Below are 18,824 nucleotides of genomic sequence, written 5' to 3' on the forward strand. Positions count from 1 at the left end.
TGCGAGTAACATAGTCCGTCAGCCGGCTCGACGGGCCGAACCCGCGGTAGCCCCCAGCTGCCACCTGAACGAAAGGCCGCGACATGAACGCCCTGACGATCACGTTGGGCACAGTCGGTGCTCTGCTCAGCCTCGTGTGTTGGTACGTCTTCATTCGCGGTGGCCTGCGGATGTTCAACATCGTGCGACTCGGCCAGCCGGCACCCGACCGCTGGCGACCGATAGTCCCTCGCTTCAAGCAGATGGTCGTCGAGTTCCTCGCCCACACCAAGATGGTCAAGTTCCGCACCGTCGGCTGGGCGCACTGGCTGGTCATGATCGGCTTCATGCTCGGTGCCATCGTCTGGTTCGAGGCATACGGCCAGACGTTCAACCCCGAGTTCCACTGGCCCATCATCGGTGACACCGCGGCCTACCACCTCATCGACGAGCTGCTCGGACTCGGCACGGTCATCGGCATCACCACGCTGATCATCATTCGCCAGCTCAACCACCCGCGTAAGCCCGAGCGTCAGTCGCGCTTCGCCGGCTCCGGGTTCAAAGCCGCCTACTTCGTCGAGGCCGTTGTGCTCATCGAGGGCCTCGGCATGGTGTTCGTCAAGGCAGGCAAGATCGCCACCTACGGGCATGGGAACCCGTACACGGACTTCTTCACGATCCGCTTGGCCGAGCTGCTGCCCGCCAACTCGAACATGGTCGCGGTGTTCGCGTTCATCAAGCTGATGTCCGGCATGATCTGGCTCTACATCGTCGGTTCACGCATCAACTGGGGTATCGCGTGGCACCGCTTCACCGCGTTCCCCAACATCTACTTCAAGCGCATGGACGACGGTACCGTCGCCCTCGGCCCGGCCAAGCCGATGATGTCCGGCGGCAAGGTCCTCGAGATGGAAGAGGCCGACCCCGACGTCGATGCGTTCGGCGCAGGCAAGATCGAGGACTTCAGCTGGAAGGGCTGGCTCGACTTCACCACCTGCACCGAGTGCGGACGCTGCCAGTCGCAGTGCCCCGCCTGGAACACCGGCAAGCCCCTGTCCCCCAAGCTGCTGATCATGTCGCTGCGCGACCACAGCCACGCCAAGGCTCCGTACCTGCTGGCCGGCGGCAAGAAGGACATGGCGGGCGACGAGGTCGGACTCGTCGACTCCGAGGGCAACGTCGACCAGAAGGCGCTCGACGCCATCCCGCAGAACGCTCGGGACGAGGCCGATCGCAAGCTCGTCGCCGACGCCATCGAGGGCGGCATCATCGATCCCGAGGTGCTGTGGAGCTGCACCACGTGCGGTGCCTGCGTCGAACAGTGCCCGGTGGACATCGAGCACGTCGACCACATCATCGACATGCGTCGCTACCAGGTGCTCATCGAATCGGAATTCCCGTCCGAGCTCGCAGGTCTGTTCAAGAACCTCGAGAACAAGGGCAACCCGTGGGGCCAGAACTCCAAGGACCGCCTCAACTGGATCAACGAGATGGACTTCGACATCCCGGTCTTCGGCGAGGACGCCGATTCGTTCCAGGACTACGAGTACCTCTTCTGGGTCGGCTGTGCCGGTGCCTACGAGGATCGCGCCAAGAAGACCACCAAGGCCGTCGCCGAGCTGCTCGCCACCGCAGGCGTGAAGTTCATGGTGCTCGGTGCGGACGAGACCTGCACCGGCGACTCTGCTCGCCGCGCGGGCAACGAGTTCCTGTTCCAGCAGCTCGCGATGCAGAACATCGAGACGCTGAACAGCGTGTTCGACGGCGTCGAGCAGAGCAAGCGCAAGATCGTCGTCACCTGCGCGCACTGCTTCAACGCGCTCGGCAACGAGTACCCGCAGGTCGGCGGTGACTACGAGGTTGTGCACCACACGCAGCTGCTCAACCGCCTCGTGCGTCAGAAGAAGCTGATCCCGGTGGCCTCGGTCAGCCAGGACATCACCTACCACGACCCGTGCTACCTCGGCCGTCACAACAAGGTGTACGACGCTCCGCGTGAGCTCATGGCCGCGTCGGGCTCCAATCTCAAGGAGATGCCACGCCACGGTGAGCGGTCCATGTGCTGTGGTGCCGGTGGCGCTCGCATGTGGATGGAAGAGAACATCGGCAAGCGCATCAACATCGACCGGGTCGACGAGGCACTGGCGACCAATCCGAAGAAGATCGCCACCGGTTGCCCGTTCTGCCGCGTCATGCTCACCGACGGTGTCACCGCACGTCAGGAAGGCGGCGCGCACGAGGGCGTCGAGGTCGTCGACGTCGCGCAGCTGATGCTCGAGTCGATCACCCGCGTCGAGTCCTCGGTACTGGGCGAGAACATCAAGGTCATCCCCCGCGAGCGCACTCCGGAGGAGAAGCTCGCGACCGAAAAGGCGATGGAGGTCGAAGAGGCCGAACGCATCGCCCCCGTCGAGGAGCCGGCCGAGGCGAAGTCCGCTCCGGCAGCTCCGGCACCCAAGGCCGGCGGCGGTCTGAAGATGAAGGGTCTGGCCAAGGCTCCGGGAGCGAAGGCACCCGGTTCTGCCACCAAGGCCGAAGAGCCTACGGAGGAGGCTGCACCCGCGGTCAAGCCCAAGGGTCTCGGAATGGCAGGCGGCAAGGCACCCGGTGGCAAGGGTCTGCAGATGAAGGGCAAGGCACCCGGCGCGAAGGCGGCTGCACCTGCCGACACTCCTGCCGAAGCTCCTTCTGCCGAGGCCTCGGAATCGACTCCGTCCGTCAAGCCCAAGGGTCTGGCCGTGAAGTCCGGATTCAAGAAGCCGGGAGCCAAGGCAACAGGTAAGCCGGCCGAGGGCACTGCGGCTCCCGCCGCGGAGCCGTCGACCACTGACGCACCTGCGGAATCGGCTTCTGCTGCAACCGAATCCAAGCCGACCGTCCAGCCGAAGGGCCTGGCCGTGAAGTCCGGATTCAAGAAGCCGGGAGCCAAGGCACCGGGTAAGCCTGCCGCCGAGGCTCCGGTCTCCGAAGCACCTGCTGCCGAGGCTCCTGCTGCTGAGGCACCGGCGTCGGAAGCACCCGCCGCCGAGGCTGTCGCAGAATCCAAGCCGACCGTCAAGCCCAAGGGCCTGGCCGTCAAGTCCGGATTCAAGAAGCCGGGTGCACGTAAGCCGGGTGCGGCAGCGGCAACACCCGCCGAGGCGTCGGACACCACCGAGGCACCAGCCGAGGCGTCCGCGGCCGAAGCACCGGCAGAGGCTCCGGCAGTGGCGTCGACCACCGAGGCACCAGCCGAGGCGTCGACCACCGAGGCACCCGCCGAGGCGGCCAGCACCGAGGCACCCGCCGAGGCGTCGGACACTCCGTCCAGTGGTTCGGATGACCGCACGCCACCCAAGCCGAAGGCCGGTGGACTCGGATTCGCCCCGGGAGCCAAGGTTCCAGGTCGCCGGAAGTAACCTCACACCCCTTTTACCGACTGCGCGCCCTTGCTCACTGCCGAGCAGGGGCGCGCACTCGTCAGTAGGGGTGCGAGGTCCACTCCCACGAGTTATCCACAGGCAGCGAGTTATCCACAATCGGCCACTGGGGTCTTGTCGAAACCGATTGCGCCCGAGAGCATTTCTTCATGACCCGCATCGTCTCGCGATCCGACGCACTCTCCCGCGGAATTTCCGACGCAGAATTGCAGCGCTACTGCCGAACGCGAGCATGGCGTCGACTCCGTCCCGGACGGTTCGTCAGCAGAGACGAATTCGACGCCCTGCCCAGGGAAGACAAGCATCGAGTGATCACCGAGGCCGTGTTCGACGCAACCATCGCCTCCGACGCCGTTGTCAGCCATGTGAGTGCGGCTGTCTTCCACGGTCTCGATGTGTGGAATGCCGACCTGAGCCGGGTGCACATCACGCGCAATCGCGCCCGGGGCGGAGGTCGGAGCAGCGCCGTTCGAGCGGTGCACACCTCGCCGTACACCGACGAGGAAGTCGTGGACTTCGACGGCGTTCGGGTCACCGCCCTGGCGCGCACAGTTGCCGATTGCGCTCGCTCACTTCCGTTCGAGACGGCCGTATGTATCGCGGACTTCGCGGCGAGAGCACGTGGACTCACTGCCGAAGATGTTGTCGCAGAACTGGATTCGTGCCCGACCCATCCGGGCAATCGGTCGGCACGTCGGGTTGCGGAGTTCATGGACGGCCGGTCCGAGAGTGTCGGGGAATCACGCACCCGCGTAGTGCTGCATCAACTGGGCTACACCCCACAGCTGCAGGTACCGATCACGGATTCCCGTGGCTTCGTCGGGCGCGTGGATTTCGATCTGCCCGACATCGAGACTGTTCTCGAATTCGACGGCAAGGTGAAGTACGGGTGCTACGTGCCCGAGGGGAAGTCTGCGGCCGATGTGTTGTGGGAGGAGAAGCGCCGCGAGGATCGTATTCGCGCAACCGGCCGTCAGGTGGTGCGAATCGCCTGGTCGGATCTCGATCGCCCCGAGCTCGTCGATCGGATGATCCGCGATGCTGCCGACAGAGCCGGCCGACGCCACCGAGCGACCCTTCTACCGACCGCGCGCCCGTCCTCGCGTCGAAATGCAGGCGCGCACCCTGCACAAGCGGTGTGAGGTTCCCGCGAACCCCCCTCGGAAGTAGCCGAATCGGACATCGTGAGTATGGTCGGACGCGAAGGCGTACCGACAAGTAGGGAGCAGGCATGACCGACGACGCGGACAAGCTCTTTCGCCGCTACGACGAGTGGTGGACGGCTCTGTCGCCGGACGACCGAGCGCACGTCGAGCAGTGTTGCGAATCCGGCCGCACCGACGAGCGCCTCTGTGCACTCATTCTCGAGAACGACGGCCCGTCGAAGGCAGCGTTCGAGGTGGGCAGCAAGTTGTCCGAGGGCAACAGCAAGTACTGCGCCATCCCCAGTGCACTCCTCGAGTTTCTGGAAGCGAAGCGCGCGCACCCACCACTCAGCTAGCGGGACGCCACAGCTGCAGCTCGGGGATTCCGGGCGGCGTGAACCCCATGACCTGGCCGTAGAAGGACAGTTCGGATTCTCGCGCGTTCACCTGCGTTTCCAGTTTGCGGAATCCGTGCGACTCACCCGCATAAGCCAGGTAGGCGTGCGGTATCCCCTTGCTCACCATGGCATCTCGGAATCGTTCGGCCTGCGACGGCGGCACGATCGGATCGTCGAGTCCCTGCAACAACAGCACTGGGCAAGAGAGTCCGTCGACGTTGTTCACCGGTGCCCGGGTGCGGTACAGATCGATGGCCTCGGGCAACGGTCCGATGAGCCCGTCGATGTAGCGGGACTCGAAGTCGTGGGTCTCGGCAACGAACAGCTCGAGCTCCGCCACTCCGAAGTACGATGCGCCGCAAGCGAACACATCGGAGGATGTCAGCGCAGCCAAGACCGTCCACCCGCCCGCGGAGCCACCTTCGATCGCCAATCTGGCGGGGTCGGCGAGTCCACTGTCGGCCAGCCCCTGCACCGCGGCGATGGTGTCTTCGACGTCGACCACTCCCCACTGCCCGCGCAGCCGGTTGCGGTATTCGCGGCCGTATCCACTGGACCCGCCGTAGTTCACATCGACGACGCCGATGCCGCGGCTGGTGAAGTAGGCGAACAACGGGTTCAGAGCGGGTGCCACGTGCGCCGTGGGGCCGCCGTGGACGAAGGCGACGTACGGCGGCAGTTCACCGTCCAGCCCTTCGTAGTCGGGGTTGCGCGGCGCATAGGTGATGGCGTGCACCTCACGGTTCGGCCCCTGGAACGTCACCTGACGCCCCTCGGGGAGGTATGCACTGTCGGGAACGGACTCGAAACCCGAACGGACAGAGGTCAGTTCACGAGATTCGAGGTCGAGTGCGAACAGTGCGCTTGCCACGTGCGCTCCACCGCCCTTGATCAGCACGGTCGAGCCGGAACGCCCACCGAGCCCCACCGAGGTCATACCGTCGAGCGCGATGTCCTCCAGCACTCCGGACGCCGGGTCGAGCAGCGCAAGGGTGTCGGTGCCGACAGTCCGCACGGTGAGCAGTGTCCCGTCGTCCAGCACCTCGTACCAACTCGATCCCAACCGCCACAGTGGAGCACCGAAATCCGCGTCGAGCGTCAGCAGCGGCGTGACCGACCCGTCGAGCTTGACCGAATACAGGTTCCACCAACCACTTCGGTCACCGATTGCGTACAGCGACTCGTCGTCGATCCATTCCGGTTGCAGCACCGATTCCTCGGTCGAGCCGAGTAGAACCGTCCAGGACGACGGCTCGGCCAGCGAGGCGACGCGCAGTTCCGTTCCGTCCCAGGGCATCTGCGGGTGGTTCCACGCGATCCAAGCGATGTGGGTGCCGTCGGGTGACAGTCTCGGGAACGCCAGAAAGTCCGAACCCGCCACCAGCGAGCGCACCCCGCCGCCGCCGAGATCGATGGCCACGATGTCTCGGGACACCGCGCCTGCGTCGTGCATCTCGCGAACTGCGATCACGTCGGTGCCGACCACCGAGAGGTCCGCGTACCGAATGCTCGACGCCACAGCCGGTTTCGGGGTCAGCGGGACGGGTGCGGCGCCGGGGGTGAGTCGGTAGACGCGTTGATCGGAGAACTCGGCGAACACCAGGTCTCCGTCGGCCGTCGCAGTCCAGGCTCCCCCGCCGTATTCGTGGACGCGGGTGCGGGCGTTGAACGGTGCGGGCAGAACCGGCTGCACTTCTCCGTCGACATACCGGCAGATGGCCGTTCGGCCTTGTTCGGCGGGCCGCAGTTCCGACCACCAGATCTCGCTGCCGACGAAGCGCCCGCCCTCGACGGGGTGGCCCGCCGACGACAGATCTGCTGCGGTGATGGGCGAGGGCCAGGATCCGAAGGCGAGAGCAGTCACGCCGTCCACCTTAGTGAACTGACATGCACGTAACGCGTTGTTCACCGGCCCTTCAACCATGACCCGGATGATGGGGGTCGAGTAGCACTAGGGGGACACCATGCGCCGGACCACTACCCATTCGGTGGACCACGAAATTCTGACCTTCGGCCGAACCTGGCGGGGATACGGCGGAGGCAGCGACGAGGACATCTACGTGGCATTCGGCATCGACGCGCGTACCTACTTCCAGCGATTGCGTCGCATCCTGGACTCGCCGGTCGCCGAGGACCTGTCCCCGGACGAGCGGTCCGCGATCGCCGACATCTGCCGCACGAGACTCGCCTGAGCCACCGTTACACCGGTACCAACAGCTCCGGGCTGTTGTTCTTCACACTGTTGACCGCGGTACTCACCTCGTAGGGCTCGAGCCGCGGCTCAGGGATGGCCGCCAACAGATCCTGCACGTCGCCGAGATCGGTCACAGTGGGGTCGAGCCAGCTCGCGCGCAGCTCCGGCGGAAGCACCACCGGCGAGCGATCGTGAATGTGCCCGAGCGCATCGGCTGCAGGAGAGGTGAGCACGGTGACCGACCAGACCCACCGATCCTCGTCGTCCTCGGCCTTGGTGGGGTCTCGCCACAGCTCGTACAGGCCGGCCATCGCCAATACTCCAGGAGTGGAGCCCGCGGAACGACCACTATCCAAGCCCTCGTGCAGGAAGTACGGCACCTTCGCGCCGTCGCGCTTTTCCCACTCGTAGTAGCCGTCTGCGGGCACGATGCATCGTCGACGGCTCGCCGCCTTCTTGAACGACGGCTTCTCGGTGATGGTCTCGGACCTGGCGTTGATCAGTCGAGAACCGATTTTGGCGTCCTTCGCCCACGAGGGGATCAGACCCCAGCGCACCGACCGCAGTTGTCGCACGGCGTCGGCCTCGGGTTCGTCCTTCGGTGCGCGCTCGAGCACCGTCCGGACCGTCTGGGTGGGGGCCACGTTGTACGACGGCGGCACCTCCGCACCGACGGTCTCGGCGATGTCGAACACCGCCTGCAGGTCACTGTCACTCCGGGTACTGGCATACCGTCCGCACATGGAACGAGATTGTTCCACCCGCCACCGACATCTCGGGCGAAACAACCTCGTGGAATTACGTGGCACCCACCTGGCACGATGTGACGGGTGACCACTCCGCAGATCCACTCCCAGCCGCGTTACCGCACGTTGCAGCAGTCGACCAAGCTGCAGAACGTGCTGTACGAGATCCGCGGGCCGGTACACGCCCATGCCGCGCGGCTCGAGGCGGAGGGGCACCGCATCCTCAAGCTCAACATCGGCAATCCGGCCCCGTTCGGGTTCGAGGCCCCCGATGTGATCGTGCGGGACATGATCGCGGCGCTGCCGGTGGCGCAGGGGTACTCGGAATCGAAAGGCATTCTGTCCGCGCGGCGCGCCATCGTCACCCGATACGAGCTCGAGCCGGGCTTCCCCGAGCTCGACGTCGACGACATCTACCTCGGCAACGGGGTGTCCGAGCTCATCACGATGACGATGCAGGCACTGCTCGACGACGGTGACGAAGTACTGATCCCGGCTCCGGACTATCCGCTGTGGACGGCGATGACGACACTGTCCGGCGGCAAGGCCGTGCATTACATGTGCGACGAGGAGAACGGGTGGAATCCCGATCTGGCCGACATCGAGTCCAAGATCACCCCGAAGACCGTCGCACTGCTGGTGATCAACCCCAACAATCCGACGGGCGCGGTGTACTCGAAGGAGGTGCTGCAGGGCATCGTCGATCTGGCGCGCAAGCATCAGCTGCTGTTGCTTGCGGACGAGATCTACGACCGGATCCTCTACGACGACGCCCAGCACACCTCGCTGGCGAGCCTGGCTCCCGACCTGCTCTGCCTCACGTACAACGGACTATCCAAGGCGTATCGAGTGGCCGGTTACCGCGCCGGCTGGCTCGCGATCACCGGACCGAAGAAGCACGCCGCAGGATTCATCGAAGGCATCGACCTTCTCGCGTCGACGCGACTGTGCCCCAATGTGCCTGCGCAACATGCCATTCAGGTCGCACTCGGTGGCTATCAGAGCATCGAGGATCTGATCCTGCCCGGCGGCCGTCTGCTCGAGCAGCGCGACGTCGCATGGGAGAAACTCAACGCGATTCACGGCGTCTCGTGCGTCAAACCGCGGGGTGCGCTGTACGCGTTTCCGCGACTCGACCCCGAAGTGCACGAAATCTACGACGACGAAAAGCTGGTCCAGGACCTGTTGCTGCAGGAGAAGATCCTCGTGGTTCAAGGCACGGGATTCAACTGGCCCGGCCACGATCACATCCGCATCGTGACTCTGCCGTGGGCGCGAGACCTGGCGGTGGCGATCGAGAGGTTCGGTAACTTCCTCGCGTCGTACAAGCAGTGACGCCGGAAGTTACTCGAAAGTAGTTGAAAGTGATGCACAAAACATCGGTGTGATCCCGCCTCGGCGACGAATGATCTGTACATTGGCGGACGGCACTTCGGTGCCCGCGAGCCCTGGTCGTCCCCTCCCCCCCGGGTCGGTCAGGTGGTGGCGGGGGACGCCCCCCCTGCTCCCCGCCACCGAGCTCCTCGCATCTGTCACCAACCTGGCCCCGTACTAGCCTTGCATGGTGGAACCACACGGCAATCCTCCCGACGGCACCAAGCCGAGCCTCGACTCCTACGCGGGCCACGGGCACGGGCACGGCCACAGCGATACTCCGGTTCCGTTGGGACCGGTGGCGGCCAAGGTCGTCGTCGGACTGTTGGTCGCCATTGCCATCGCCGTGATCGGTGGTGCGATCGCTCTGTGGCCGAGCCAGCAGAGCGTCGACATCCCGTTGCCGTTCCAGACCTCCGGCGGTGGCGCAGTGTCCACCGAGGCGGGCACCATCACCTCGCAGAGCATCGGGCCCTGCGGAAGTCCCGACGCCGGAAGACCGTTCACCGGTGACCCGACCCCCGCGGTCAACGACTCCTACGAATGTCAGCGCAGCATCGTCGACATCACCACGGGCGAGGACGCGGGCAAGCGCACGGTACTCGAGATCGCTCCGGGGCCCGGGCAACCGACCCTGAGTGCCGGCGAGGACATCCGGTTGGTTGTACAGACCGACCCTGCCGGTGGAGTCCGCTACTCCTTCAACGACTATTCCCGCGGGCTACCGTTGGCGCTGATCGTCGGCGTGTTCGCGGTGGTCATCTGCATCGTCGCCCGCTGGCGGGGATTCCGTGCACTGGTCGGCCTGCTCATCGCGTTCGCCGTGCTGGTCGTGTTCATGCTGCCCGCCCTGCTCGACGGTGCACCCGCCATTCCGGTGGCCCTCGTCGCCGGTGCGGTGATTCTCTATGCCGTGCTCTATCTGGCGCACGGTGTGAACCTTCGGACCAGCTCGGCGCTGCTGGGCACCCTCACCTCGATGGCAGTGGCGGCGGTGCTGTCGTACGTCGCCATCCGCATGACCCACCTGACCGGATTGTCCGAGGAACAGAACACCGCCGTACAGACGTACATCGGCAACGTCAGCGTCACCGGTCTACTGTTGGCCGGCTTCATCATCGGCTCGCTCGGTGTGCTCAACGACGTGACCATCACGCAGGCGTCAGCGGCCTTCGAGCTCGCCTCGGTCGACGAGACGGCGTCGCGGCGCGAGATCTTCACCGCCACGATGCGGGTGGGTCGCGATCACATCGCCAGCACCGTCTACACCCTCGTGCTCGCCTACGCCGGTGGCGCACTGCCGTTGCTGCTGCTCTTCAGCGTCGCCGACCGGTCCATCCAGGACGTGCTCACAGGCGATTCGGTGGCCATCGAGATCGTCCGCTCCGCAGTCGGCGGTGTGGCGCTTGCCCTGTCGGTTCCGCTGACCACGGCGATCGCCGTGCTGTTGGCCCGCCCCATCAACATGGGCGGGCCCTCCAACCGAGCGCAGCGCCGGGCGACGGCACCCACCCGCAAGAGCAGGCGCTCCGGCCGTCACAGCGCGTGAGCGGCTCCGCCGCACGTGAGTAGAAGCTCGTAGTGGGCTACGAGTTTTCGTGCACGTGCGGCGCAGCCGCTCAGGCGAACGCAGCGGCGACGGTCTCCGACAACAGTGCACCGTTGTGCGTGCTCAGGCCGGCTTTGAGACCCGGGTCCGCCTCGCAGGCAGCTTCCCAACCCTTGTCGGCGAGTGCGACGACGTACGGCAGGGTGGCGTTGGTGAGCGCGTAGGTGGAGGTGCGCGGTACGGCACCGGGCATGTTGGCGACACAGTAGAACACCGACTCGTGCACCTTGTACGTGGGATCGGCGTGGGTGGTGGCGTGCGAATCCTCGAAGCAGCCGCCCTGATCGATGGCGATGTCGACCAGAACCGAACCCGGCTTCATACGCTGAACCAGACTGTTGGACACGAGCTTCGGCGCCTTCGCTCCGGGCACCAACACTGCGCCGATGACGAGATCCGCTGCGAGAACGGCCTGTTCGAGCTCGTAAGCGTTGGATACCAGAGTTTTCACCGCACCGCGGTACTGATCGTCGATGGCGCGCAGCGCCTTCACATCGAGATCGAGCACGGTGACGTCGGCGTGCATGCCGAAAGCGATTGCGGTGGCGTTCCTTCCGGACACGCCGGCTCCGATCACCACGACGTTGGCGGGGCGGACTCCGGGAACTCCGCCCATCAGAACTCCGCGCCCGCCTTCACTGGACATCAGGTGGTAGGCACCGGCCTGCGGCGCGAGGCGTCCGGCAACCTCACTCATCGGGGCGAGCAACGGCAGGGAACCGTCTGCAGCAGTGACTGTTTCGTAGGCGATGGCGGTGGTACCCGACTCGAGCAGCGCATCGGTGCACGGCTTGGACGCCGCGAGGTGCAGGTAGGTGAACAGCACCTGCCCCTTCCTCAGGCGTGAATACTCCTCGGCGATAGGTTCTTTGACCTTCAAGAGCAGGTCCGCAGTCTCCCAGACCTCGGCGACATCGGTGAGAATCTGCGCCCCGGCGGCCTTGTAGTCGGTATCGGTGAACGACGAACCAGCTCCTGCCTCGGTTTCGATGATCACTTCGTGTCCTCGCGAGACCAGTTCGTGCACGCCTGCCGGGGTGATGGCCACCCGGTATTCGTGGTTCTTGATCTCGCGTGGAATTCCGATCTTCATGGCGGCCTCCTCGGTGGCGGGTGATGTGAAGCCGGGGCTCCATCCGTGTAGGCCAACTATGAATTATCTACGAAATACCTGCAACGGAAGTGAATATAATTCTGTACAATCCCAGAATGGTGAGCAATAGTTCGTTCGAGACGGGTGAAGCGGGGTCTCGGTCGAACGATGTTCGGTCGGTGCCACTGGACCGAATCGACCACATCCTGCTCGACGAGCTCCGCCGCGACGCCCGTACACCCAACAACGCGCTCGCTGCCGCGGCCGGGATCGCACCGTCGACCGCACTGGCGCGGGTTCGTGCTTTGGTCGAACGCGGCGTCATCCGCGGCTTCCACGCCGAGGTAGACCCCGAGGCACTCGGCCAGGGCATTCAGGCCATGATCTCGGTTCGGCTGCAAGCAGATGCTCGACGACGCATCAGCGAATTCGGTTCGAAGATCGCCTCACGGAAGGAGACGCTGAACATCTACTTCATTGCCGGTGCGGACGACTTCCTGGTGCATGTGGCAACCGTCGACACCGCCACTCTTCGCGACTTCGTCGTCGAGAATCTCAGCGCCGACCCTGCTGTGGCCGCTACCGAGACCATCCTGATCTTCGAGCACATCAGGCCGCGAAACACTCACGGAGAGAAGTGAATCGGGTCAGGGAGCGGGCGGGGCAATCGGCGGGAAACCGGGCAGCGTGAAATCCGGGAATCCTGGAATCAGCGGCGGTGGCTGCTGCGTCGTCGGAGGAACGCTCTCGACGGGTGGCGGCGGCGCAGGCTCGGCCGTGGTCGTCGTCGGCTCCGGAGTCCACGGCTCCTGGTAGACCTCGGTCTCCGGTGGCACGGTGGTCGGTTCGACCGTGGTTTCCGGTGCAGGTGCGGGCGGCGGCAACACCGGCGCTGGTGTCACCGACGTGGGCGGCACCGTGGTGGTGACAGCGGGAGCTTCGGTCTGGTTCCGACTGACCGAGGTGTCGACCACCTGCGGTGTGTTCTGCTGGGTGATCATGAACGCGGAGCCGCCCACCACCAAAGCGAGACCGAGCGCGAGAACACCTCCGGTGCGGAGCTTCCGCCGAGCCCGAGTGCGGTCGTCCTCGCCGTCGTCGTCGTCGTAATCGGCGTCGAGCCAGTAGACGTTCTTCAGCTGGAACGGAACCGGCTTGCCGTCGTCTGCGGCCTCGGGCTTGGCAGCAGAGTTCTCGGCAGACGAATCCCCCGTGTTCGCGCTCAACGCAACGACCTCCCCGTCGACCCGCGCCCCCTGCACGTGGTCGTCGAGAACATCTTCCACCACCGGTGAGGTCTCCGGAACCGAATCGACTGCACTTGATTCGGCGGAGTCGGTGAACCTCGAGGAAGCGAATTCTCCCGAGGTACCGGTGGGATCGGCCGGGCCTTCTGACGTCGGGACTTCGGACACCGGCACTTCGGGCACCGGCACCTCCGACACCGTGTCCTGCGACTGCGCGCCGACCGCTGCCGCCGCTATCCAGGGACGGGCCGGAACAGGACGCGCCGGCGAGGGAGCCGGGACAGGCACACCGGGCGCGGCGTGCTGGGACTCGGTATTCGCCGGAACCGGACGGACCGGCGCGGGTAGCGGCGGCACCGGCACGGAAGCCGGTTCCGAGCGGACCCGCGACGCGGGTTCGGCGGTCATCGGCGCAGCGGACGTCGCCTGCCGATTCGGTGCCCGACGCGTTCCGGTTCGCGTGCGTGAATGCGGACGAGCAGCCAGTGCCGCTCCACGCGCCGCGACGGTCTCGGGCTCGGTCGGCACGATCGACGGGAGTTCGAGCAGTGGTCCGACGCGTTTCTGCACGATCGGCATGCGAGCTCCACCGCCGATCAGTACGACGGCGTCGATCGGAACGTTGGCACCGATCATCACGTCGCGCGCGAACTCGATGGCCTCGTCGAGCAGGTCGGTGATGAGCAGCTCGAAGTTCTCTCGGGAGAGCAGGATCATGCCGCTGGCGTCGGGCAGACATACCGCGTCCTGAGTGGACAAGCGCTCCTTGGCAATGCGGCAGCGCTTCTCGAACAACGCCATGTCGGGGTCGGTCGGCTGCTTGCCGAGGCGTTGGAGCTGATTGTTGCGCACGTAGGCGTCGAGCAGATCTCCGCTGTACGCACCGGATCGCTGCGAGGCGATGACGGTGCGCTGCACCAGGTCCACGACGCTGACGGTCAGTCCTGAACTTCCGAGGTCGAAAAGTGCGACGGAATTGCAGTTGCGGGCCTCGCCCGTTGCCGCCAGATACTCGACGACAGCCTCCACCTCGGGGACCAGGTGATAGTTGTGCAGGCGCGCACCGCTGAGGGCAGCATGCAACGCGTCGGCCTGGCGGGGGTCGCGGTAGGCGACGCCGGTGGCGAGTTCGGGCTCGCTCTCCGCTGCGGCACCGATCGATTCGGCGGCCAGATGCGGAAGGTCTCCGCCGACACTGTCGATGAGTTCGTTGCGGAAGAACAGGGGCCGGTCGATGTCGGTGACCAGGCCGGACGGGTCTCCGACGGGTGACCCGAACTGCTCGGCTCGGGGCTGCGCCGTGCGCACGGCTCGGGTCCCCATGGACACCCCAAGCAGCACAGTCACGGTTGTCGGCCTCATTTCGATCGGCAGTTGTCTTCGGACGCGATCCACCTCGTCCAGAGCGCCAGGTTACCGCTTCGGCCGAATCGGCGGGGCGCGCGCCCCGGCGGTGGGCGGAGCCGGGCGTAGTGAAACCTGTCGCGCTCCCCACCCCGCCTGCTCGAACCGGACCCGAGGTCTATTCCGGCAGCTCCGGATCGACAGTCGGTAGGTACAGCTCGCCCGCGTAGGTGAACTCCCGCTCGTACAGGTCCGCGTCGGACAATCGAACGGGCCCGAGCACCGGCAGCTCGGCGGGTCCCGGATCGACCCCGTCGGCCGGGCCCGCGACGGCAGAAAGCGCAGCGGCGAACGTGGAATCAGTGGGAATCTGCTGGTCGATCAGCGGAGTGGGCGGCGGCGTGTTTCCCCGGGTGAACACCAATCCCACCACCGCGACGATCAGCAGACTCACGGCGGCGAGCACGGACGCGTCTCGAATCGACCAGGTGCGTCGGCCGCGGCGAACCGGCTCGGCGACGACCCCCGGCTCGGGTGCCGCGGGTTCGAGCACCTCGGGCTGCAGGAGTGCAGGTTCGTCGAGATCTATGTCGGCCGGGACCGTATCGAAGGTGGTCGACGGGATCGTCAGATCCTCGGTCGCGAGTTGGTCGACGGTGAGGCCGTCGACCATCCACTCCTCGACGGTGTCGAAGTCGAGCGTCTCCGGCTCGACGGTGTCGAAGTCGAGCGTCTCCGGCTCGGCGAGCAGCTCGGGCGCATCGATCAGCTCTGACGCGTCGTCCGGGACGGTGATGATTCCCACATCGGCATGGAGAGATCCGTCGAAAGGGGTTTCGGCGGGTCTTTCGTCGAGTGCCGCACCCTCGGCGATGGCCATTGCAGGGTCGTCGGGCACGTGGACGGGAACGTTCCACTTGTCCTCGATGATGGTGCGCACCGCGGGGATGCCTGCACCGCCACCGATCAGCAGTACGGCATCGGGTGCCTGTTTGGAGGCCCAGTCCAGGGCGTCGGAGACGAGCGGTGTGATCTCTCGCTCGAATTCCTTCCGGCTGAGCAACATCGGGCCGCGGTTGGGTGCCCGGACGCCCACCGACGTGCTCACCAACTCCTTCAGCTCGCGGAAGAAGGCCTGGTACTCCTGATCGCCCTCGGGGCCGACCGGAGCCGGCAGAATGCCCTTGGCCATCACGATGCCGCGGACCACCTCGTCGAAGCGGTCACCGCTGATGTCGACGGTGCGTGCGGTCCACTCGACGTACTCGCCCGCCACATCGAGTGCGGTGGCCGAAAACCCCTTCTTGCCCAAATCCACCACCAGGACGTAGTCCTTGTCGGCCAGTTCCGGAACGGTGCGGGCATAGGCGAGCAGGGCGTGGGATTCCTCGACCATGCGAGCGTTCGGCACGGTGCCGTCGCCGAGGGTCTCCAGCAGCGCCGTCACGGCTGCGGTGTCCCATCCGGCGAGCACGATGTCCTCGAACGGCCCGAGGTCGACGAGCTTGCCGGGCAGCAGGTCGTGCGCACCCTCTGCGTCGATGGAGTCCTCGACGCGGCGGCCGTCGGCGATGTACGCGATGCGCACGGCACCGGTACCCACTGACACCCCGCAGACTCCACCCATAGACCAGACAGTCCTTCACAGATTGTGTTTCGACGCCCGATCCGGCGTCCGTACGAGCCCCCGCTCCTCTCGAAGTGTACGGCGGCTCGGATACCCGATGCGGGCATCCCGGTAACGCTACTAAACAATCTGCGATATTGTTTAAGAGGGTCTGGGGAGACTTTGGGTCGAAAAGGCACACTGCCAGCCGACCCTGAGTCGACGACGAGGCCGTCCGGTCTCGTGGTTAACGCGATCGGTGGAGGTTTCGATGCAGACGCTCAATGCTCACGACGTGGTTCGAGTGCGAACCGTTCTGGAGAAATTCGGAAAGCTGCCGGTCCCCGTTGAGGGCATCGACGAAGCTGCCGATCTCTACGACAGCGGCCTCACCTCGCACGCCAGCGTCAACGTGATGATCGCGCTCGAGGACGAGTTCGACGTCGAATTCCCCGACACCATGCTGCAGAAGTCGACGTTCGGCAGCATCAACGCGATCGCCGCGGCCATCGCCCAGCTGACGGACTGAGGCCATGACCACCGTCTACGAGAGCTCGATCGACCAGTCGATCACCGACGTGCTGGCCGTACTGCGGACCTACGCCGACGAGGTCGATCGCGATGCCCGTTTTCCCACCGAATCGGTGGATGCGCTGCGCGACGCCGGCCTGCTCGGGGTCGGAATTCCGCGGGAGTTCGGCGGAGGCGGGGCAACACTGACCGACATAGCCCGGATCTCGCGCGCCCTCGGTGCCGAGTGCGCATCGACCGCGATGATCTTCGTGATGCACCAGTCACAGGTGCTCAGCATCGTCCGCCACGGCAAGTCCGACGCCATGGCAGACCTGCAGCGTCGCATCGTGACCGATCGCATACTGGTGGCGTCGGCCACCACCGAGATCAACATCGGCGGAGACGTCCGCTCGAGCAGTTGTGCGGTGGAGTACGACGGTGAGCAGATCACGCTCAGCAAGAACGCACCGGTCATCTCCTACGGCGAGTACGCGCAGATCGTGTTGGCGACGGCGCGGCGCAGCGTCGACAGCCCGCCGAGCGATCAGGTGCTCGTGGTGTGCGAGAAGCCCGACGTGACGCTCGTCAAGACCGGCACCTGGGACACCCTCGGCTTTCGCGGCACCTGCAGCCCCGGCTTCATGCTGGACGCGCGCACAACGACGTCGAACATCCTGGGCGACAACTACGGCGACATCTCCGCTCAGACCATGCTTCCGGTAGCGCACGTGCTGTGGGGATCTGCGTGGCTCGGCATCGCCGACGCGGCGGTCACCAAAGCGCGCAAGTCGGTGCAGAAGGCCGCACGCAAGACTCCGGGAACGCCGCCGCCGAGCGCGCTGCGTCTCGCGGAGCTGATGGTGGTGCACGAGCAGTTGGTGGACACGGTGTTCGGTGCCGCAGCCAAGTTCGAGGCCGTCGCCGAGAGCCCCGCCGAGCTCGGAGCCATCGGGTTCGCGCTCAAGATCAACAACGTCAAGGTCACCGCGTCGACGCTCGTCATCGACATCGTCGGCAAGGCACTGCAGATCTGCGGCATCTCCGGGTACCGACAGGACGGCGAGATGAGCATCGGCCGTCATCTTCGGGACGCGCACGGGTCCGCGATCATGGTCAGCAACGAACGCATCCTGGGGCACAACGCCCAGCTCTCCCTCGTCTACAAGGGCAAATGATGACCACCACACACTCCGCACCGGAAACAGACATCAGCGAACTCGACTCGGCCCGAGCCGCTTTCCGCGCCGAGCTCGTCGACGCCGGCTTGCTGGTCCCCAGCTCGATCCCCGGATTGTACGGGCGCAGTGGCGAATTCGAGGACATCATCGAGTTCGTCGATGCCCGCGTCACCGAGGCAGGCGTCGCCGAACACGGCCGTCAGGCCACTCGATTCCGGTTCGCACCGGTCTTCCCTCGGGAAGCCTTCGAGCGCACCGACTACATCGCGTCGTTCCCCAACCTCACCGGCGCCATCAACACGTTCGAGGGCGACAACAAGGAACACGCTGCGTTGTTGGCGGAACGATCCGACGGCAAGGACTGGGATCACTTCCTGCATTCGGCGGGCACCATGCTGGTCTCGGCTGCCTGCCATCCTTCGTACTCGATGCTCACCGGCACGCTGCCCGACGAGGGCACGCTGATGGACATCTACGGCTACTGCTTCCGGCACGAGCCCGCGGTGGATCCGGCTCGGATGCAGGCATTTCGGATGCACGAGTTCGTTCGAGTCGGCACCCCCGAAGACGCGATCGCACACCGCGAACGCTGGGTACCGCGCGGTCTTCAGGTGCTGGCAGATCTGGGGTTGGAAGCCGAGGCGGTCATCGCCAACGACCCGTTCTTCGGTCGCGCCGGACGCATGCTCGCGGCGAACCAGCGCAACGAGAACCTCAAGACCGAACTGGTAGTCAAGCTCTACGGAGATCTCGACGAGGGCACCGCGGTCGTCTCGTGCAACTGCCACCGCGATCACTTCGGGCACACCTTCGGCATCGAGACCGTCGACGGCGAACCGGCCCACAGCGCCTGCGTCGGCTTCGGCATGGAACGCATCGCCCTGGCGATGCTCCGCACCCATGGACTCGATCGATCGGCCTGGCCTGCCGCACTGCGCAACTGATCGATACCGCTTCACCCGTGTACGTACACGAAGGA

15 protein-coding genes are annotated in these 18,824 nt (G+C 65.5%); 10 read left to right on the forward strand and 5 right to left on the reverse strand.

Annotation, left to right across the window (positions count from 1 at the left end):
• The first annotated feature begins 83 nt into the window (after positions 1-83).
• The 3 genes from CH291_RS06045 (at position 84) to CH291_RS06055 (ending at position 4,899) form a co-directional block, all read left to right on the forward strand.
• The gene (locus CH291_RS06045) at positions 84-3,377 is read left to right on the forward strand and encodes a heterodisulfide reductase-related iron-sulfur binding cluster (RefSeq protein WP_094686904.1); all 3,294 of its coding nucleotides are present in this window, start codon (positions 84-86) and stop codon (positions 3,375-3,377) included.
• Between the two features lie 170 nt (positions 3,378-3,547).
• Entirely contained in the window at positions 3,548-4,540 is a 993-nt protein-coding gene (locus tag CH291_RS06050) for a type IV toxin-antitoxin system AbiEi family antitoxin domain-containing protein (protein ID WP_094686905.1), read from the forward strand.
• An 89-nt stretch (positions 4,541-4,629) separates the two neighbouring features.
• Positions 4,630-4,899, forward strand: a complete 270-nt coding sequence (locus CH291_RS06055; protein ID WP_068055411.1) for a hypothetical protein — start codon at positions 4,630-4,632, stop codon at positions 4,897-4,899.
• Here CH291_RS06055 and CH291_RS06060 read toward each other — a convergent pair.
• Positions 4,892-6,805 (reverse strand): dipeptidyl-peptidase 5, encoded by a 1,914-nt coding sequence (locus CH291_RS06060; RefSeq protein ID WP_094687130.1) that lies wholly within the window; start codon positions 6,803-6,805, stop codon positions 4,892-4,894. The genes CH291_RS06055 and CH291_RS06060 overlap by 8 nt on opposite strands.
• Positions 6,806-6,905: 100 nt before the next feature.
• Between CH291_RS06060 and CH291_RS06065 the strand changes: the two genes are divergently transcribed.
• Entirely contained in the window at positions 6,906-7,133 is a 228-nt protein-coding gene (locus tag CH291_RS06065) for a DUF3263 domain-containing protein (protein ID WP_068055415.1), read from the forward strand.
• A gap of 7 nt (positions 7,134-7,140) precedes the next feature.
• Here CH291_RS06065 and CH291_RS06070 read toward each other — a convergent pair whose 3' ends face one another.
• Complete coding sequence (locus CH291_RS06070) at positions 7,141-7,878, reverse strand: SOS response-associated peptidase (protein ID WP_068055418.1); 738 nt, start codon at positions 7,876-7,878, stop codon at positions 7,141-7,143.
• Positions 7,879-7,965: 87 nt separating this feature from the next.
• Here CH291_RS06070 and CH291_RS06075 point away from each other — a divergent pair, with 87 nt between their 5' ends.
• The gene (locus CH291_RS06075; protein WP_094686906.1) at positions 7,966-9,216 is read left to right on the forward strand and encodes a pyridoxal phosphate-dependent aminotransferase; all 1,251 of its coding nucleotides are present in this window, start codon (positions 7,966-7,968) and stop codon (positions 9,214-9,216) included.
• A gap of 226 nt (positions 9,217-9,442) precedes the next feature.
• A complete protein-coding gene (locus CH291_RS06080; protein ID WP_094686907.1) occupies positions 9,443-10,804 on the forward strand; it encodes a YibE/F family protein in 1,362 nt (453 codons plus the stop codon).
• A 70-nt stretch (positions 10,805-10,874) separates the two neighbouring features.
• On the opposite strand, the gene ald is transcribed toward CH291_RS06080, so the two are convergent.
• Positions 10,875-11,957 carry an alanine dehydrogenase gene (gene ald / locus CH291_RS06085; protein ID WP_094640812.1) on the reverse strand — a complete coding sequence of 361 codons (1,083 nt, stop codon included), beginning with the start codon at positions 11,955-11,957 and terminating at the stop codon, positions 10,875-10,877.
• A gap of 116 nt (positions 11,958-12,073) precedes the next feature.
• Here ald and CH291_RS06090 point away from each other — a divergent pair, with 116 nt between their 5' ends.
• Positions 12,074-12,598 (forward strand): Lrp/AsnC family transcriptional regulator, encoded by a 525-nt coding sequence (locus CH291_RS06090; RefSeq protein WP_179276447.1) that lies wholly within the window; start codon positions 12,074-12,076, stop codon positions 12,596-12,598.
• Between the two features lie 6 nt (positions 12,599-12,604).
• On the opposite strand, the gene CH291_RS06095 is transcribed toward CH291_RS06090, so the two are convergent.
• Complete coding sequence (locus CH291_RS06095) at positions 12,605-14,551, reverse strand: Hsp70 family protein (RefSeq protein WP_094686909.1); 1,947 nt, start codon at positions 14,549-14,551, stop codon at positions 12,605-12,607.
• A gap of 175 nt (positions 14,552-14,726) precedes the next feature.
• Positions 14,727-16,157 (reverse strand): hypothetical protein, encoded by a 1,431-nt coding sequence (locus CH291_RS06100; RefSeq protein ID WP_143545880.1) that lies wholly within the window; start codon positions 16,155-16,157, stop codon positions 14,727-14,729.
• Positions 16,158-16,425: 268 nt separating this feature from the next.
• On the opposite strand from CH291_RS06100, the gene CH291_RS06105 reads away from it, so the two are divergent.
• The 3 genes from CH291_RS06105 to CH291_RS06115 are packed head-to-tail and all read left to right on the forward strand — an operon-like array spanning position 16,426 to position 18,789.
• On the forward strand, positions 16,426-16,683 hold the full coding sequence (locus CH291_RS06105; protein WP_032396368.1) for an acyl carrier protein: 258 nt from the start codon (positions 16,426-16,428) through the stop codon (positions 16,681-16,683).
• A gap of 4 nt (positions 16,684-16,687) precedes the next feature.
• Positions 16,688-17,842: an acyl-CoA dehydrogenase family protein gene (locus CH291_RS06110; protein ID WP_094640808.1), complete on the forward strand. Its 1,155-nt coding sequence runs from the start codon at positions 16,688-16,690 to the stop codon at positions 17,840-17,842.
• Positions 17,842-18,789 (forward strand): amino acid--[acyl-carrier-protein] ligase, encoded by a 948-nt coding sequence (locus tag CH291_RS06115; protein WP_068055441.1) that lies wholly within the window; start codon positions 17,842-17,844, stop codon positions 18,787-18,789. Before CH291_RS06110 ends, CH291_RS06115 begins: the two co-directional genes overlap by 1 nt.
• The last annotated feature ends 35 nt before the right edge of the window (positions 18,790-18,824 follow it).

This window comes from Rhodococcus sp. 14-1411-2a (genome assembly GCF_002259485.1).
GTDB lineage: Bacteria > Actinomycetota > Actinomycetes > Mycobacteriales > Mycobacteriaceae > Rhodococcoides.